This is a genomic window from Pseudomonas sp. LB3P14, from assembly GCF_054898045.1.
The window spans coordinates 2171332-2188087 of record NZ_CM142714.1 but is presented as its reverse complement, the minus strand read 5'-3'; the positions used below and the strand labels follow the sequence as shown (position 1 = coordinate 2188087).

The following is a 16756-nucleotide window of genomic DNA, read 5'->3' as shown; positions in this document are numbered from 1 at the left end:
TGACTAAATTAGACGCATGATGAATCAACTACCTCCGCTTAATGCTGTTCGCGCCTTTGCCGTTGCTGCTCGTCATCAGAGTTTCAGCCTGGCGGCCGAAGAGCTGCATGTCAGTCACAGTGCCGTCAGCCGGCACATCAAATTGCTTGAGGAGCACCTGGGCGTGCTGTTGTTCGAGCGGCGTATCCGTCAATCGGTGCTGACACCGGCCGGCCAGCGCTTTTATGAGCAAGTCAGTGCCGGGTTGTCGCAGATCGCCAATGCCGCCGCTGCACTGAAGCAATATGCCTCGCTGCCGACCGTGAAGATCAATGTCCGTCCGTCCTTTGCCATGCTTTGGCTAACGCCCAGGCTGGCGGATTTCATTGCGCAGCACCCGGACATCAATCCGCAGGTGATCACCCAAACCCAGGCACCCGATCATGCACGCGACGGGTTTGACATCGTCATTCGCCGTGGTCGTGACGATTGGGCGCCGGCGATTGAGGCGCGACCCTTCTTCGAAGACGAACTGTTGTTGGTCGCCGCGCCTTCACTGATCGAGCACCAGGCCCTTGAAGACCTCACGTCCCTGAGTAGGCACACGTTACTGACCGCCAAGGCGCGTCGCGAAGACTGGCACAATTGGGCCATGCACTTTGGTCAAACCCAATCAGCCACTCAGGTCACCCGGCAGTTTGATCACATGCACCGGGTGCTTGAGGCTGCCGTGGATGGAGAGGGCATTGCCTTGTGCCCGACCTCTTTGCTGGGCACCCACCTCTCGAGCGGACGCCTGATCTGCCCGTTGCCCGAGTTGCGCATGCCGCTGCCGCGTTATTACTACGGGGTTGCGCCGGACGTGACGACGCAGACACGGGTGTTTGTGGAATGGTTGTTTGCGCGGATCGAAGAGGATGCCGGCCAGGTGGGGCGGTTGATTGCAGGGTGATTCGCCTACAGGTGACCGGTGTTGAAATCGACCGGCCAATAAAAAACCCACCCGACGCATTCGCGAAGGGTGGGTTTTTTTAGTGCTTCAGGCGCTGGATCAAACCTTGACGATCCAGCCCGCTGGCGCTTCGATATCGCCAGTCTGTACACCGGTCAGCTCTTTGTAGAGTTTCTGGGTGACCGGGCCGACGTCGGTTTCGCTGTGGAACACGTGCAGTTTGTCGTTGTAGCTGATGCCGCCGATCGGTGTGATCACCGCGGCAGTACCGCAAGCGCCGGCTTCCTTGAAGTCGGACAGCTTGTCGATGAACACGTCACCTTCAACCACTTCCAGGCCCAGACGCGATTTTGCCAGCTCGATCAACGACAGACGGGTAATACCCGGCAGTACCGACGGCGAGTTCGGGGTGACGAACTTGTTGTCGTGGGTGATCCCGAAGAAGTTGGCCGAACCGACTTCTTCGATTTTCGTGTGGGTCATCGGGTCCAGATAGATGCAGTCGGCGAAGTGGGCTTTCTTGGCCTGGGAACCTGGCATCAGGCTGGCCGCGTAGTTGCCACCGACCTTGGCCGCACCGGTGCCTTGTGGGGCGGCGCGGTCGTAGCTGGAGATCAGGAAGTTGTGCGGAGTCAGGCCGCCCTTGAAGTAGGCGCCGACCGGGATGCAGAAGATCGAGAAGATGAACTCGGGCGCAGTGCGCACGCCGATGTTGTCACCCACGCCGATCACGAACGGACGCAGGTACAGCGCGCCGCCGGTGCCGTAAGGCGGGATGAAACGCTCGTTGGCGCGGACCACTTCCTTGCACGCTTCGATGAATTGCTCGGTGGACACCTGTGGCATCAGCAGGCGCGCGCAGCTGCGTTGCATGCGTGCGGCGTTCTGATCCGGGCGGAACAGGTTGATCGAACCGTCCTTGCAACGATAGGCCTTCAGGCCTTCGAAGCATTGCTGGCCATAGTGAAGGGCAGTGGAGCCTTCGCTGATGTGCAGCACATTGTCTTCGGTCAGGGTGCCTGTGTCCCACTCGCCATTACGCCAGTGCGACAGATAGCGCTTATCTGTCTTGATGTAGTCAAAACCCAACTTGTCCCAATTGATGCTTTCGTTACCCATGACACCCTCTATCACTTAACAACCGCCGAAACGGTTCAAGGCTTCTGACGTTTTTCTGGATGGGGACAACAATACTTCATTCCGCAGCTATTTCGCAGCCCGGAATGCGTTCCTTTGATCGTTCCCACGCTCTGCGTGGGAATGCCTCAATGGACGCTCTGCGTCCGCTTGGGACGCGGAGCGTCCCGGGCTGCATTCCCACGCAGAGCGTGGGAACGATCATGCGTCCGGTTTTACAAGTGCAACGCGTGACCGAGGGCACGCAACGCCGCTTCCTGCACCGCCTCACCCAGCGTCGGATGCGCGTGGATGGTGCCGGCAATGTCTTCCAGCCGGGCGCCCATTTCCAGGCTCTGACCGAACGCGGTCGACAATTCCGACACGCCCACACCGACTGCCTGCCAGCCGACAATCACATGATTGTCACGCCGCGCCACGACGCGCACGAAGCCGCTTTTGGATTCCAGCGTCATCGCCCGGCCATTGGCGGCGAACGGGAAACTCGACACGATGCAGTCCAGACCCGCAGCCTTGACGTCGTCCGGGGTCTTGCCGACCACCACCAGTTCCGGGTCGGTAAAGCACACGGCGGCAATGGCAGTCGGGTTGAACTCGCGGGATTTACCGCTGATCAGTTCTGCAACCATTTCGCCCTGAGCCATGGCTCGGTGGGCGAGCATCGGTTCGCCGCTCAGGTCGCCGATGGCATACACGTTGCGCATGCTGGTCTGGCAGCGGTTGTCGATCTTGATCGCCGAGCCGTTCATGTCCAGGTTCAGCGCTTCAAGGTTCCAGCCCTGAGTGTTCGGTTTGCGACCGACGGCCACCAGTACCTGATCGGTTTCCAGGTTTAGGGTGTCGCCATTCGGGTCAAGCACTTGCAGTGTATTGCTAGCTGAATCAAAGCCTTGCACGCTGCGCTTCAAGTAAAGCTTCACGCCGAGCTTTTTCAGTTCGTCGTGTACAGGCTGGGTCAGTTCGGCATCGTAGGCCGGCAGGATACGATCCTGAGCCTCGACCACGCTGACGTCGGCGCCGAGCTTGCGATAGGCAATCCCCAGCTCCAGACCGATGTAACCGCCACCGACCACGATCAGCCGTTTCGGCACGGAGGTCGGCGCCAGGGCTTCGGTGGAGGAGATGATCGGCCCGCCAATCGGCAACATCGGCAGGTTCACGCTTTTCGAACCGGTGGCCAGCACCAGGTGCTCGCACTGAATGCGTGTGTCGCCGACGTCGACGGTCTTGCCGTCGATGACTTTCGCCCAGCCTTTTATGACCTGGATCTTGTGCTTCTTCATCAGCGCCGAAACGCCGGTGGTCAGGCGATCAACGATGCCGTCCTTCCACTCGACGCTTTTGCCGATGTCCAGGGTCGGCGCCGACACGCTGATGCCCAGCGCCGAATGCTGGCTGTGGTGCTGCGTCTGGTGGAACTGTTCAGCAACGTGAATCAACGCCTTCGACGGAATGCAGCCGATGTTCAGGCACGTACCGCCCAGTGATTCGCCTTCCACCAGAATGGTCGAAATGCCCAACTGACCGGCACGGATCGCCGTCACATAACCGCCAGGGCCGCCGCCGATGATCAGCAGCGTGGTGTTCAGAGTTTGCATGCCTTGCTCCACAAATGCTTATTCCACAAACAGCGTGGCGGGTTGTTCGAGCAAGCCGCGAATGGCCTGGATGAATTGCGCCGCGTCCATGCCATCGACCACGCGGTGATCGAAGGAGCTGGAGAGGTTCATCATCTTGCGAATCACGATCTGGCCTTTGACCACCATCGGGCGTTCGACGATTTTGTTGACGCCGACGATCGCCACTTCCGGCAGGTTCAGCACCGGCGTGCTGACAATCCCGCCCAAGGCGCCGAGGCTGGTCAGGGTGATGCTCGAGCCGGACAATTCATCGCGGCTGGCCTTGCCATTTCGGGCAGCGCTGGCCAAACGGGAGATTTCGGTCGCGCTGTCCCACAAGCTGCGGGCTTCGGCGTGACGTACTACCGGCACCATCAAACCGATGTCGGCTTGCGTGGCGATGCCCACGTGTACCGCGCCGAGGCGGGTGACGACCTGGGCTTCGTCGTCGTAACGGGCGTTGATCTGCGGGAAATCGCGCAGGGCGACGACCAGCGCGCGGACCAGGAACGGCAGCAAAGTCAACTTGCCACGGGTCGCGCCGTGTTTTTCGTTCAGGTGCGCGCGCAGTTCTTCCACGGCGGTAACGTCGATTTCTTCGACATAGCTGAAGTGCGCGGCGCGCTGAGTGGCGTCCTGCATGCGCTGGGCGATCTTACGGCGCATGCCGATCACCGGGATTTGTTCTTCGTCGTTACGCTGGGCGTAAGCGGCGGCAACGGTCGATTGCGGTTGTTGACCCTGGGCCAGATAGACATCGAGGTCTTCGTGCAGCACCCGACCGGCAGGGCCGGTGCCACGCACCAGACGCAATTGAATACCGAGGTCCAGCGCATGTTTGCGCACGGCCGGGGAGGCCAGCGGGCGCTCATCGGCCTCGCGAGCGACCATCGGACCTTGGCAAACGGCAGCCGGACGAGGCGCGGCAACCGGTTTGCTGATTACAGCAGCTTCAACTTTCGGCGCAACAACCGGCGCTTCTTTAACGGCTGCCGGTTGAGCGGACTCTTTAACGTTGCCTGCGCCTTCGACTTCAATGCTGATCAGGATGCTGCCGACGGCCATGACTTCGCCCGGCACACCGCCCAGCGCGATCACCTTGCCGTGAACCGGTGACGGAATGTCGACCATCGCCTTGTCGGTCATCACATCGGCCAGCACCTGATCTTCGACGACCATGTCGCCGACTTTGACGTGCCATACCGACAATTCAACTTCTGCAATGCCTTCACCAATGTCCGGCATCTTAATAACGTGCGTGCCCATTCAGACCTCCATAACCCGATGCAAAGCCGCGCCCACTCGGGACGGACCAGGGAAATACGCCCACTCTTGTGCGTGCGGGTAGGGAGTGTCCCAACCGGTGACGCGCTCGATAGGCGCTTCCAGGTAGTGGAAGCAGTGCTCTTGCACCAGGGCGACCAGTTCGGCACCGAAACCGCAAGTACGGGTCGCTTCGTGAACGATCACGCAGCGGCCGGTTTTCTTCACCGACTTGACGATGGTCTCCAGGTCGAGCGGCCACAGGCTGCGCAGGTCGATGACTTCAGCGTCGATGCCGGTTTCTTCAGCCGCGACTTGCGACACATAAACGGTGGTGCCGTAAGTCAGGATGGTCACGTCCTTGCCGGGACGCGCGATGGCGGCCACGTCCAGCGGCACGGTGTAGTAACCGTCCGGCACTTGCGCGGCCGGGTGTTTCGACCACGGGGTTACCGGGCGATCGTGGTGACCGTCGAACGGACCGTTGTACAGGCGTTTTGGCTCGAGGAAGATCACCGGGTCATCGTTTTCGATGGAGGCGATCAGCAGGCCTTTGGCGTCGTAAGGATTGGACGGCATGACCGTGCGCAAACCGCAGACCTGGGTGAACATCGCCTCGATGCTCTGGCTGTGAGTCTGGCCGCCGTAGATGCCGCCGCCGCAAGGCATGCGCAAAGTCATTGGGGCGGTGAACTCGCCGGCCGAGCGATAACGCAGGCGCGCGGCTTCGGAAATGATCTGGTCCGACGCCGGGTAAACGTAATCGGCGAACTGGATCTCGGCCACTGGCCGCAGACCGTAAGCGCCCATGCCCACTGCGACGCCGACTATGCCGCTTTCCGAGATTGGTGCGTCGAACACCCGGGAGGTGCCGTACTTGTTCTGCAGACCTTCGGTGCAACGGAACACGCCGCCGAAGTAGCCGACGTCCTGGCCGAACACCACGACGTTGTCGTCACGCTCAAGCATCACATCCATGGCCGAGCGCAGGGCCTGGATCATGGTCATGGTGGTGGTGGTCATGGCGGTTTCCAGCTCGATATTATTGTTGTGGTCGTTCATGTCAGATCCCCAACTCTTGACGCTGGCGCTTCAAGTGCTCCGGCATCTCTTTGTAGACGTCTTCGAACATGGTCGCGGCGCTTGGAATCTGGCCGCCGGCGAGGGTGCCGTACTGTTCGGCTTCTTTCTGCGCGGCGATCACTTCGGCTTCCAGCTCGGCGCTGACGGCGACGTGTTCCTCTTCGGACCACTGACCGATTTTCACCAGGTGCTGCTTGAGGCGCGCAATCGGGTCGCCCAACGGGAAGTAGCTCCAGTCGTCGGCAGGACGGTATTTGGACGGATCATCGGAAGTCGAGTGCGGGCCGGCGCGGTAGGTGACCCATTCGATCATGGTCGGGCCGAGGTTGCGGCGTGCGCGTTCGGCGGCCCAGGCAGAGGCGGCGTAGACCGCGACGAAATCGTTGCCATCGACCCGCAGGGAGGCAATGCCGCAACCGACGCCACGTCCGGCAAACGTAGTGGCTTCACCACCGGCAATCGCCTGGAACGTGGAGATCGCCCACTGGTTGTTGACCACATTGAGGATCACCGGCGCACGGTAAACGTGGGCGAAGGTGAGGGCAGTGTGGAAGTCGGATTCAGCGGTGGCGCCGTCGCCGATCCAGGCCGAGGCGATTTTGGTGTCGCCCTTGATCGCCGAGGCCATGCCCCAGCCCACGCCTTGTACGAATTGGGTGGCGAGGTTGCCGGAAATGGTGAAGAAGCCGGCGTCTTTGACCGAGTACATGATCGGCAGCTGACGGCCCTTGAGCGGATCGCGCTCGTTGGACAGCAATTGGCAGATCAGGTCCACCAGCGGCACTTCGCGCGCCATCAGAATGCTTTGCTGACGGTAGGTTGGGAAGCACATGTCGTCGATGTTCAAGGCCAGGGCCTGAGCGCTGCCGATGGCTTCTTCGCCAAGGCTTTGCATGTAGAACGACATTTTTTTCTGACGCTGGGCAACCACCATGCGGTTGTCGAAAATCCGCGTCTTGAGCATGGCGCGCATGCCTTTACGCAGGATCTCGACCGGTACGCCTTCGCCCCACGGACCGAGGGCGTTGCCTTCGTCGTCGAGCACGCGAATCAGGCCCTTGGCCAGATCAGCGGTGTCGGCCGGTTCAACATCGATTGGGGGTTTGCGCACCGTGCCGGCGTCGGTCAGACGCAGGTAGGAGAAGTCGGTTTTGCAGCCGGGGCGGCCCGAAGGTTCGGGAACGTGCAGACGTAGCGGTTCGTACGCTTGGTTCATGGCTTCTACGCTCGATCTTGTGAATTTCTTGTAGTGAGCTGACCGTCATTCTTCGATAAAAGAATTCTTGTCCTACAACAATCATAGGCCGGGCCAAGAAGAATATTTCTCTCTGTTTCGTTGCGCTTCGAGTCATTTGAGGATAAAAAATCTGCATAAACATAAAAAACAGGTGGTTTTGTCTCATGCGCAAACTGGACCGTACCGATATCGGCATTTTGAACAGCCTTCAGGAGAACGCGCGCATCACCAACGCCGACCTCGCACGCTCGGTCAATCTGTCGCCGACGCCGTGTTTCAACCGGGTCAAGGCGATGGAAGAATTGGGGTTGATTCGCGAGCAAGTGACGCTGCTGGATGCCGACCTGTTGGGGCTGCACGTGAATGTGTTCATTCATGTGAGCCTGGAGAAACAGGTGGAGGAGGCGCTGCAGCATTTTGAAGAGGCGATCTCGGATCGCCCGGAAGTGATGGAGTGCTATTTGATGGCCGGCGACCCGGACTATTTGATCCGGGTGCTGGTGCCGACGATTCAGTCGCTTGAGCGCTTCATGATGGATTTTTTGACCAAAGTGCCCGGGGTCGCGAACATCCGTTCGAGCTTTGCGCTCAAGCAGGTGCGCTATAAGACCGCGCTGCCGCTGCCGGCGAATGGGTTGACCCTCGCCAACTAAACCCAAATCCCCCGTTGATCGTTCCCACGCTCCGCGCTCATCGTTCTACACAACTCTCGATGAGCGCACGCTGGGCGTCTAATGCGATAACAAACTCACGTATTCGTTGCATCCCTATCCACATGGCCTTGGGGCCGGGAGGTCCGTCATTTTTACGCCCCAAGTAGCCTCCCAGGCTCGTGACCAGTAAAACCATTTCTCCTAAAGAAGGGGGCGCAGTGGGCGGTTGGCACCGTTTGACCACGATATAGGCTGCTTTCCACTCCGAAGCCTCAAACACCATCTCGCAGCTTAGATCGGGACAAGCACGTCCCAGCATCAGGCTGTACAGCACACGCCAGGTCGTGATCAGGTACAAACCAATGCAGGGCAACAACCGTTCCTCGGTCTCCAGCTGCAATCGACTGACCTGACAACCATTCTTCAGCACATTGAAAAACACTTCGATAGACCAGCGTACCCCGTACCACTCAACCACGGTGCTCGCCTGCTCCAGGCTAGTGACCGGCAGACTGGTCAGCAGCAGCCACTCCAGAGGTTCAACACCGTCTATGGCGTTTTCTTCACGGGCCAACACAGCATTGATCGAGACGCTGGGCAATTTATAACCCGGCCTGTCGGGGGCACGCAGGGTCACGGTTGCCGCGCGCAAGGTGACATCAGCCAGTCGGGCGGGGCGCTGGGGACGAGCTTTGACTTCAACCTTGAGTGTTCCCAAGGACGGTGCCTGATCCAGTGCCGACCACAACTTCCCGTTGTCAGCCCCCAGCAAGCGCCTGTCTTGAGCCGCCCGCACGATCCATTGGGCCCGGGTGTCTGGACTGAACTCTTGATGATCAACAAACCATTCGTACAGATCGCCCTCAGCATCGGCGAGGTTGACCACCAGGGTCTGCGGTAGCTGCCCCTGAATCGCGCAACTGGTTTGATAACTGTCAATCCAGCGCTGACTCTCTTTCTCATCAATCCCTTTATCTCGGCGCTCATGGCGGGGGCTCGGTTTATCGCGGCTCCACCACTGAGCATCGACGACACCCAGACAAATACGTTCGGGGGTAAAGGCAATGGTTGGGTGCAGACGTCGAGAAAACTTCTTCTGCGCCTTGATCGTGCCCATCCCTTTGGGACCGAGATTGACCCATTTGTCCATCTCGGTCGTGTCTTGCGCCAACAGCACCACGGGACTGCTTTGCATCCGTTGCAGGGTCGCGTCCTGATGGGGCCGCAACACCTTCTGGAACGTGACTTTCTCATTATCAAGAAATCGATAGGCCGCCGTGGTTTCTGCCAGCCCTCGACAAGCGGTCGGGATGCTGTTGCCGGGATGATCGGCTAGGCGTCCTAAAAAGCTGGCGAGCCTGGCATTTAAACGGCCATCACCCAAGTCGGCGGTTTTCATTTCGTCCTGTGCCCAATTCAATCTTCGTTCTCCATTTCTTCGAGTTTCAAAAATACTTGAAAACAGAGTTATGTAGAACGATGAGCGCTCCGCGTGGGAATGCCGCCAGGGACGCTCCGCGTTCCGCTTCGGATGTGACGCAGAGCGTCACGGGATGCATTCCCACGCGGAGCGTGGGAACGATCAAACGTTAGAGTTTATTCAGGGGGATTTTCAGGTAGGTGACGCCATTGCCTTCGGCCGGCGGCAAATTCCCCGCCCGCACATTCACCTGAATCGCGGGCAGCAACAGCGTCGGCATGCCCAGCCCCGCATCACGCTGGGTGCGCATGGCGACGAACGCGGCTTCGTCGATACCGTCATGGATGTGAATGTTGCTTTTGCGCTGCTCGCCCACCGTGCTCATGCACTGAGGTTCGCGGCCCTCGGGCGGGTAATCGTGGCAGACGTAGAGCCGGACGCTGGCAGGGAAGGCCAGCAGTTTGCGAGTCGAGGCGAACATCTGATTGGCGTTGCCGCCGGGAAAATCGCAACGAGCAGTGCCCACGTCCGGCATGAACAGCGTATCGCCCACCAGAATCACATCGCTGTCGATCAGATAGGCCATGTCCGCTGGCGTGTGCCCGGGAACATGCAGGGCCGTGGCCTTGAGGTTGCCGATCATGAACGACTCGTCCGGCGCGAACAGATGATCGAATTGCGAACCGTCGATACGAAATTCCGGCTCTAGGTTGAACAGGCTTTTGAACACCCCTTGAACCTTGCTGATCGACTGACCAATCGCGATCTTTCCACCCAACTCCCGACGCAGGTAAATCGCAGCGGACAGGTGATCGGCATGGGCGTGGGTTTCCAGCAACCATTGCACCTGCAAGTGGTGTTCGCGCACGAAGGCGATCACCCGGTCAGCCTGGGTGGTAGCGGTTCGCCCGGCGGCGGCGTCGTAATCCAGCACCGGGTCGACGATCGCGCACTGACCCCCATCGTGCTCGTAAATCACATAACTGTAGGTTGACGAGGCAGGGTCGAGGAAGGCTTCAATCAAGGCAGGCATGGTGGCCGTTTCATTCTGAACAAGTGTTGAGGGTAGATTCATTTTCCCTACGCTGACCAGCCCCGAGTCAATTCAAAGTAAGAAAAAAATCCGTTCGGGCTCTATCCTGTCTGTCATCGGTACCGGGCGTTCCCGGCTTTTTTCCGCGGATCACGAGCGTTTTATGTTGTTGGCAAGTTTTTTTGGGGTGGTGATGGGGCTGGTCCTGGGATTGACCGGCGCCGGTGGTGGGATTCTTGCGGTGCCGGCCCTGGTGCTGGGGTTGGGTTTGACCATGACCCAGGCCGCGCCGGTCGCGCTGTTTGCGGTGGGCAGTGCAGCGGCGGTCGGGGCTATCGATGGTTTGCGTCATGGTCTGGTGCGCTATCGCGCCGCGATGCTGATCGCATTACTGGGGGCGATTTTTTCACCAGTCGGCATCTACTTTGCCCATCAGTTGCCGGAAAAAATCCTGATGATTCTGTTCAGTCTGCTGATGGTCATGGTGGCCTGGCGGATGCTGCGTCGTGAGCGCCAGAACGAAGGTCCAAACGACCACGGCCACGCCAACTGGGGCCAGAAAAACTGCATGCTCGATCAGCAGACCGGGCGCTTTTCCTGGACCGCCAAGTGCACCGCGACCCTCGCGGCACTGGGCGCGGTGACCGGGGTTGTCTCCGGGCTGCTTGGGGTGGGCGGTGGCTTCTTGATCGTTCCGGCGTTCAAGCAGCTGACCGATGTGCAGATGCGCGGAATCGTCGCCACCTCCTTGATGGTGATCAGCCTTATTTCCGCCATCGGCGTGATCGGCGCGTTTCAGGCCGGGGTGCGAATTGACGGTGTGGGCGTGGCATTTATCGTCGCGAGCATCGTTGGCATGATCATTGGCCGTAGGCTTTGCGCGCGAGTACCGGCCCGGGGATTGCAGATCGGCTTCGCCAGCATCTGTGTCGTGGTCGCCGCTTACATGCTGTTTAGAGCGGGCGTCTAGCAAGTACCGGTGCTTGTGGACGCCAGTCCGTTCTACAGGTGTACACCCTAAGTTCCGGGCCTGCCGACGCGCGGTCTTACACCGAACTTGCCGCGCTAAACCTGCCACTCCAAAGCACTTCAAAACCGCCTCCAAGGCAGCGTATGACGCCGCCGGTCAGCTTTCGATAATCGCCTCCGACATCCAGTCCCCCGCTGCGGAGCGCGTCATGCACAACAATAAGAACATCAAGCATCGTTTCTTGCCTGCCTTCATCGCCAGCCTGTCGACCCTCGGTTTGAGCTCGATGGCCGAAGCCGAGATCATGCTGTACGACAAGGACCAGACCACGTTTTCCACCGATGGCTACATCAACGCCTTCTATGTGAACAGCGATGTGGACCGTGCCGGCGACCAATTCGACCGGCGCCAGGCGCGGGTCAAAATGGGCTTTCTGCCCAACTACCTGGGCTTCAACATGAGCAAGCAGATCGATGACCTCAAGCTCGGTGCCCGGACCTCCTTCTGGGTGACCATCAACGACAGCGAAACCAACGGCACCGACACTGCCATCGACGTGCGGCAGTTCTACGGTACCGTGGCCAATCCTGAGTGGGGTGAGGTGTTGATCGGCAAGGACTTTGGCCTGTTTGCCCGCTCCAACATTCTGCTGGATGAAATGCTTGCCGGTTACGGCCAGGTCAGTGATTCCCTGGGGTTGGTGGACGGTGGCGGGGTGTCGTTCGGCAATATCGGCACGGGTTATCCGTACCCGTTTCCTACGTCGCAGATAACCTATCGCACGCCGGTGATGGAGGGCTTGCGGGTGGCGGTCGGGATCATGGACCCGGTGGACACCAACGACAGCAGTCCACTAGGCAAGGCCTATCAGGAGAACCCGCGCACCGAGAGCGAGATCACCTATCAGTTCGACGTGGCCGGGGCGAAGATTTACAGCTGGGTCAACGGCAGCTATCAGACTTCCGACAATACCGATTCCACTGTGCAGTCCGTCACCTCCAAAGGTGTCGGCTACGGTGTGCAAGCGAAGATGGGTGGGCTGTCGCTTACCGGCTCCGGCTTCCAGGCCAAGGGCATCAACCCGTTCTTCACCAACAATGCCGGTGAACCGACCCTGCGCAACGTCGACAGTGACGGATACCTGCTGCAGGGCTCCTACAAACTCGGCAAGAACCGACTGGCCTTGTCGTATGGCAAGACCAACGACGACGGCAATGGCGTGGTCGGCAGCGGCGCAGACTACGAGACGCGCGGCATTGCGCTGTTCCATGACGTCAACGACAACCTCAAACTGGTGGCCGAGTACAACCAGTTCGCAATCAACGGCCACGACACCAGCGACCAGAACGAAGACACCGACACCTTTGCGGTGGGGGCGGTGCTGACCTGGTAAGCCTTTGGTGGCGACCCTCGCTGCGCGCATCGCGGCGAGATTCGCCACCACGCAGATCCCCTGTAGGAGCAAGGCTTGCCCGCGAAAGCGGTGTATCAGTCGACATTAATGTTGAAAGTGACGGCCTCTTCGCGGGCAAGCCTTGCTCCTACAGGGGCCTGCGGTGTGTTGAAGATACCGTTCGACTCTCATCCCATCGAAGCGGCTACCCGCTACCCAAGTAGCATACGTCGCAGCTCACAGGCTTCGTACACTCGTGCCTCATACATGCGCACCTGCGGGAGGCGACGATGCAGCAGGTCCAGAACGAAGGTGTTGTCAGTGCAATGTCCCAGGCCACCGATGCCCAGGAGGTTGCCCAGGCGTTGGCGCGGCAGTTGTTGCACCCGCATCTGGGGTTCGTGCTGTTCTTCTGTTCCGCCGAGTACGACTTGCAGGCGCTGGGTCAGGCCTTGCAACAGAGCTTCGGTGGCATTCGCCTGGTGGGTTGCACCAGCGCCGGGGAAATCACGCCGTTGGGCTATGGTCGCAACTGCGTGACGGCGGTGGGCTTCGACCATCGGCATTTTTCCATCGACGCCGAACTGATCTCCGAGATGGAGCGTTTCAGCCTGATCGACGCCCAGCAAATGGTCGAGCGACTGGTCAGTGGCTGTCGCAGCAACACCCAGGCACCGATCAAGGGCAACAGCTTTGCGCTGACCCTGCTCGATGGTTTGTCCAGCCGTGAAGAAATGGTCCTCGCGGCCCTGAGTGCGGCGTTGGGTGACATCCCGCATTTTGGCGGTTCGGCGGGCGACGACAATTACCTGACCCACACCCACGTCTATTTTAATGGCGAGTTCCACAGCGGCGCGGCGGTGGTGGTGCTGGTCAACACCTGGCTGGATTTCGAGGTGTTCACCACTCACCACATCTTGCCGAGGGCGGAAAAACTGGTGGTCACCGGCGCCGACAGCGCCTCGCGCCGGGTCTTTGAACTCAATGCCGAGCCGGCCGCCGAGGAGTACGCCCGGCACATCGGTGTGCCGGTAGCGGAACTCGATCATCGGATCTTCGCCGCGCACCCCTTGGCCGTACGGATCAATGATCAGTATTACGTGCGGGCGATCCAGCAGGTTCATCCGGACCTGAGCCTGAGTTTCTACTGCGCGGTGGAAAACGGCATCGTCCTCACGGTCATGACGCCAGGCCCGATGCTGCCGAATCTGCAAACGCTGTTTGAAGGGTTGCAGGAGCGCCTCGGCGATCTGCTGCTGACCATCGGCTGCGACTGCTTTCTCAGGCGTCTGGAACTGGAAGACGGCGGCAGTCTGGAGCAGATAGGGGCTTTTTTGCGTGACCAACGGGTGATGGGTTTCAACACCTACGGAGAACAGTTCAATGGCATGCACATCAACCAGACCTTCACCGGGGTTGCCATTGCCCGAGGCCGGTCCCCTGGACACCGCTGAGCTTCAGGCACAGATCGCCAGCCTGCAGCGCGACAACCACAAACTGCAACGCATCAATGGCGCGCTGATCGAGCGGATCGAGTCCGGCATCACTCGCGGCAACGACCCGTACGCGGCGTTCCAGCATTCGGTGGTGCTGGCCGAACAGGTGCGTGAACGCACCGACGCCTTGAACCAGGCCATGGCTGAACTCAAGTCAGGCAATCACTTGCTCAGCGAAGCACGCCTGCGCGCGGAAACCGCGCATCAGCATTTGATCGATGCCATCGAGAGCATTTCCGACGCGTTCGTGCTGTTCGATGCGGACCAGCGGATCGTGCTGTTCAACAGTCGCTTCAAGGCTTTCTGGGGCAACAGCCGGGTGCGGATCAACGCCGGCATGCGCCTGGCCGAGGTCAAGCGGCTGATGTCCGCCACGGGGCTGTTCACCGAGGAACCGCGCGGGCATGCCGACGAAAATCTGCTTTATCGCCTACAGGACGGTCGCTGGTTGCAAGTCAGCGAACGACCCACCCAAGAGGGCGGACGGGTGATCCTGTTCACCGACATTACCGACGTCAAACTAAGCGAAACCGTGCGCCGCGAGCAGGCGGTGGCGCAGAAATCGCATCTGTTGCAACGGGCGGTCGACAACCTTTCCCAAGGGGTGGCCATGGTCAACGCCGAGGGCATTCTGGAACTGTGGAACCGGCGTTTCCTCGAACTGAGCGGCCTGGCGCCGGTGGCGGCCCATCGTCCGTTCGCCGAGGTGATCGCCGACAGCGAGTTGCACTTGCTGACGCCGGCCAGTCGTGATCTGAACGGGAGGCACGTGCAGGAATGCGAGCAGCGCCTTTACGATGGCCGGGTGTTGGAAATCCGCACCCATCCCTTGCCCACCGGCGGTTTCGTCAACACCTTCACCGACATCACCGAACGCTACCAACACGCCGAAGCGCTGAGCGAAAGCGAGCGCTGGATTCGCCTGATCACCGACCATGTGCCGGCGCTGATTGCCTACCTGAATGCCGACCTGGTCTACGAGTTCACCAACAAGGTGTATGAAGAATGGTACTGCTGGCCTCGGGGCGTGATGCTTGGGCAGAGCCTGCGCGAAGTCCACAGCGAACAGCATTACCAGCGTCTGGAAGCCTATGTGGCTCGGGCGTTGGCCGGTGAGAGCGTGACGTTCGAGTTCGCCGAAACCAACATCAACAACCAGGAGCGCTACATGCTGCGCTCCTACGTACCCAATCGCCTGGCCACCGGGGAAGTGGTGGGGATTTTCGTGTTGATCCGCGACATCACCGAGCGCCGCCGCACCGCCGAGGCGCTGCACCAGGCTTATCAGAATCTTGAGTTGCGGGTGCGCGAGCGGACGGCGGAACTGACGACGCTCAATGACCAATTGCTGCGCGAGATCGACGAGCGTCGGCGAGCGGAGTCTCGCCTGCGCGAAGCCAAACTCGAGGCCGAGCAGGCCAACCTGTCCAAGACCAAGTTTCTCGCCGCCGTCAGTCACGACCTGCTGCAGCCGCTGAACGCCGCGCGGCTGTTTACCAGCGCTTTGCTGGAACGACGCGAACCGGTGGCCAATGCGATTTTGGTGCGTAACGTCAGCAATTCCCTGGAAGACGTGGAAAACCTGTTGGGCACTCTGGTGGACATCTCCAAACTGGATGCCGGGGTGATCAAGGCCGACATTGCGCCGTTTGCCCTGAGCGAATTGCTGGAAAACCTCGCGGCCGAGTACACCCAGGTGGCTCGCAGTGAAGGCCTGGAACTGCATTTCATCCCCTGTTCCGCTCTGGTGCGCAGTGACATTCAGTTGCTGGCGCGAATCCTTCGAAATCTGTTGAGCAACGCCATTCGCTACACCTACAGCGGTCGTGTGGTGCTCGGTTGCCGGCGTCATCACCAGCGCCTGTCGATCGAGGTCTGGGACAGCGGCATGGGCATTGCCGAAAACCGTCTGGAAGAGATTTTTCAGGAGTTCAAGCGCGGTGATGTGCAGCGCCCTGATCAGGATCGCGGGTTAGGTCTGGGCCTGGCGATCGTCGAAAAAATCGCCGGGATTCTCGGTCATCGCATTCACGTGCGTTCGTGGCCGGGCAATGGCTCGATGTTCTCCGTCGAAGTGCCGTTGAGTGCTACGGCACCCAAGGCGCTGCCGAGCCTGCTGATGAGTGAACCGATGCTTGAACGTCTGCGTGGTGCGCGGGTGTGGGTGCTGGATAACGACGCGGCCATTTGCGCCGGCATGCGCACGCTGCTTGAAGGGTGGGGGTGTCTGGTGGTCACGGCGCTGTCCGAGGAGGACCTGGCGCGGCAAGTGGACAACTATCACGAAGAAGCAGACTTGCTGATCGCGGACTATCACCTGGATGACGATCAGAACGGCGTCGATGCCGTGGCCCGGATCAACGCCCGTCGCGGTTCGGCCATTCCGGCGATGATGATCACCGCCAATTACAGCAACGAACTCAAACAGCAGATTCGCGAACTGGGGCATACCCTGATGCACAAGCCGGTGCGGCCGATGAAGCTGAAGACGGCGATGAGTCACTTGCTCGGTAGGCCTTGA

The 16756-nt window shown here is 59.9% G+C and carries 13 protein-coding genes; 6 read left to right on the top strand and 7 right to left on the bottom strand.

All coding sequences use genetic code 11. The features are described 5' to 3' along the window. The first annotated feature begins 16 nt into the window (after positions 1–16). The gene (locus tag ACYZT5_RS09995) at positions 17–931 is read left to right on the top strand and encodes a LysR substrate-binding domain-containing protein (RefSeq protein ID WP_462050945.1); all 915 of its coding nucleotides are present in this window, start codon (positions 17–19) and stop codon (positions 929–931) included. A 99-nt stretch (positions 932–1030) separates the two neighbouring features. Here the strand turns inward: ACYZT5_RS09995 and ACYZT5_RS09990 are convergent, their stop codons facing one another. The 5 genes from ACYZT5_RS09990 to ACYZT5_RS09970 all read right to left on the bottom strand — a co-directional run bounded on the left by ACYZT5_RS09990 (position 1031) and on the right by ACYZT5_RS09970 (position 7249). Continuing rightward, on the bottom strand, positions 1031–2050 hold the full coding sequence (locus ACYZT5_RS09990) for a branched-chain amino acid aminotransferase (protein ID WP_462050944.1): 1020 nt from the start codon (positions 2048–2050) through the stop codon (positions 1031–1033). A gap of 233 nt (positions 2051–2283) precedes the next feature. Further along, positions 2284–3666, bottom strand: a complete 1383-nt coding sequence (gene lpdA / locus ACYZT5_RS09985) for a dihydrolipoyl dehydrogenase (RefSeq protein WP_462050943.1) — start codon at positions 3664–3666, stop codon at positions 2284–2286. Between the two features lie 18 nt (positions 3667–3684). Continuing rightward, a complete protein-coding gene (locus ACYZT5_RS09980) occupies positions 3685–4953 on the bottom strand; it encodes a dihydrolipoamide acetyltransferase family protein (protein WP_462050942.1) in 1269 nt (422 codons plus the stop codon). Beyond that, positions 4954–6012 (bottom strand): alpha-ketoacid dehydrogenase subunit beta, encoded by a 1059-nt coding sequence (locus ACYZT5_RS09975; protein ID WP_462050941.1) that lies wholly within the window; start codon positions 6010–6012, stop codon positions 4954–4956. Position 6013: 1 nt separating this feature from the next. Next, entirely contained in the window at positions 6014–7249 is a 1236-nt protein-coding gene (locus ACYZT5_RS09970) for a thiamine pyrophosphate-dependent enzyme (RefSeq protein WP_462050940.1), read from the bottom strand. A 185-nt stretch (positions 7250–7434) separates the two neighbouring features. Between ACYZT5_RS09970 and bkdR the strand changes: the two genes are divergently transcribed. After that, entirely contained in the window at positions 7435–7923 is a 489-nt protein-coding gene (bkdR, locus tag ACYZT5_RS09965) for a Bkd operon transcriptional regulator BkdR (RefSeq protein ID WP_017339472.1), read from the top strand. Positions 7924–7960: 37 nt separating this feature from the next. On the opposite strand, the gene ACYZT5_RS09960 is transcribed toward bkdR, so the two are convergent. Both ACYZT5_RS09960 and ACYZT5_RS09955 read right to left on the bottom strand, forming a co-directional pair. Beyond that, positions 7961–9322 (bottom strand): IS4 family transposase, encoded by a 1362-nt coding sequence (locus ACYZT5_RS09960; RefSeq protein WP_462047420.1) that lies wholly within the window; start codon positions 9320–9322, stop codon positions 7961–7963. A 190-nt stretch (positions 9323–9512) separates the two neighbouring features. After that, positions 9513–10376, bottom strand: coding sequence for an MBL fold metallo-hydrolase (locus tag ACYZT5_RS09955; protein WP_462050939.1), 864 nt, complete (start codon positions 10374–10376; stop codon positions 9513–9515). A 163-nt stretch (positions 10377–10539) separates the two neighbouring features. Here ACYZT5_RS09955 and ACYZT5_RS09950 point away from each other — a divergent pair, with 163 nt between their 5' ends. The 4 genes from ACYZT5_RS09950 to nahK all read left to right on the top strand — a co-directional run bounded on the left by ACYZT5_RS09950 (position 10540) and on the right by nahK (position 16756). Beyond that, positions 10540–11346, top strand: a complete 807-nt coding sequence (locus tag ACYZT5_RS09950; protein WP_462050938.1) for a sulfite exporter TauE/SafE family protein — start codon at positions 10540–10542, stop codon at positions 11344–11346. 208 nt (positions 11347–11554) lie between these two features. Then, a complete protein-coding gene (locus tag ACYZT5_RS09945; protein WP_462050937.1) occupies positions 11555–12739 on the top strand; it encodes a porin in 1185 nt (394 codons plus the stop codon). Between the two features lie 290 nt (positions 12740–13029). After that, complete coding sequence (nosP, locus tag ACYZT5_RS09940; RefSeq protein ID WP_462041583.1) at positions 13030–14193, top strand: nitric oxide-sensing protein NosP; 1164 nt, start codon at positions 13030–13032, stop codon at positions 14191–14193. Continuing rightward, positions 14162–16756 carry a hybrid sensor histidine kinase/response regulator NahK/ErcS' gene (gene nahK, locus ACYZT5_RS09935; protein WP_462052224.1) on the top strand — a complete coding sequence of 865 codons (2595 nt, stop codon included), beginning with the start codon at positions 14162–14164 and terminating at the stop codon, positions 16754–16756. Before nosP ends, nahK begins: the two co-directional genes overlap by 32 nt.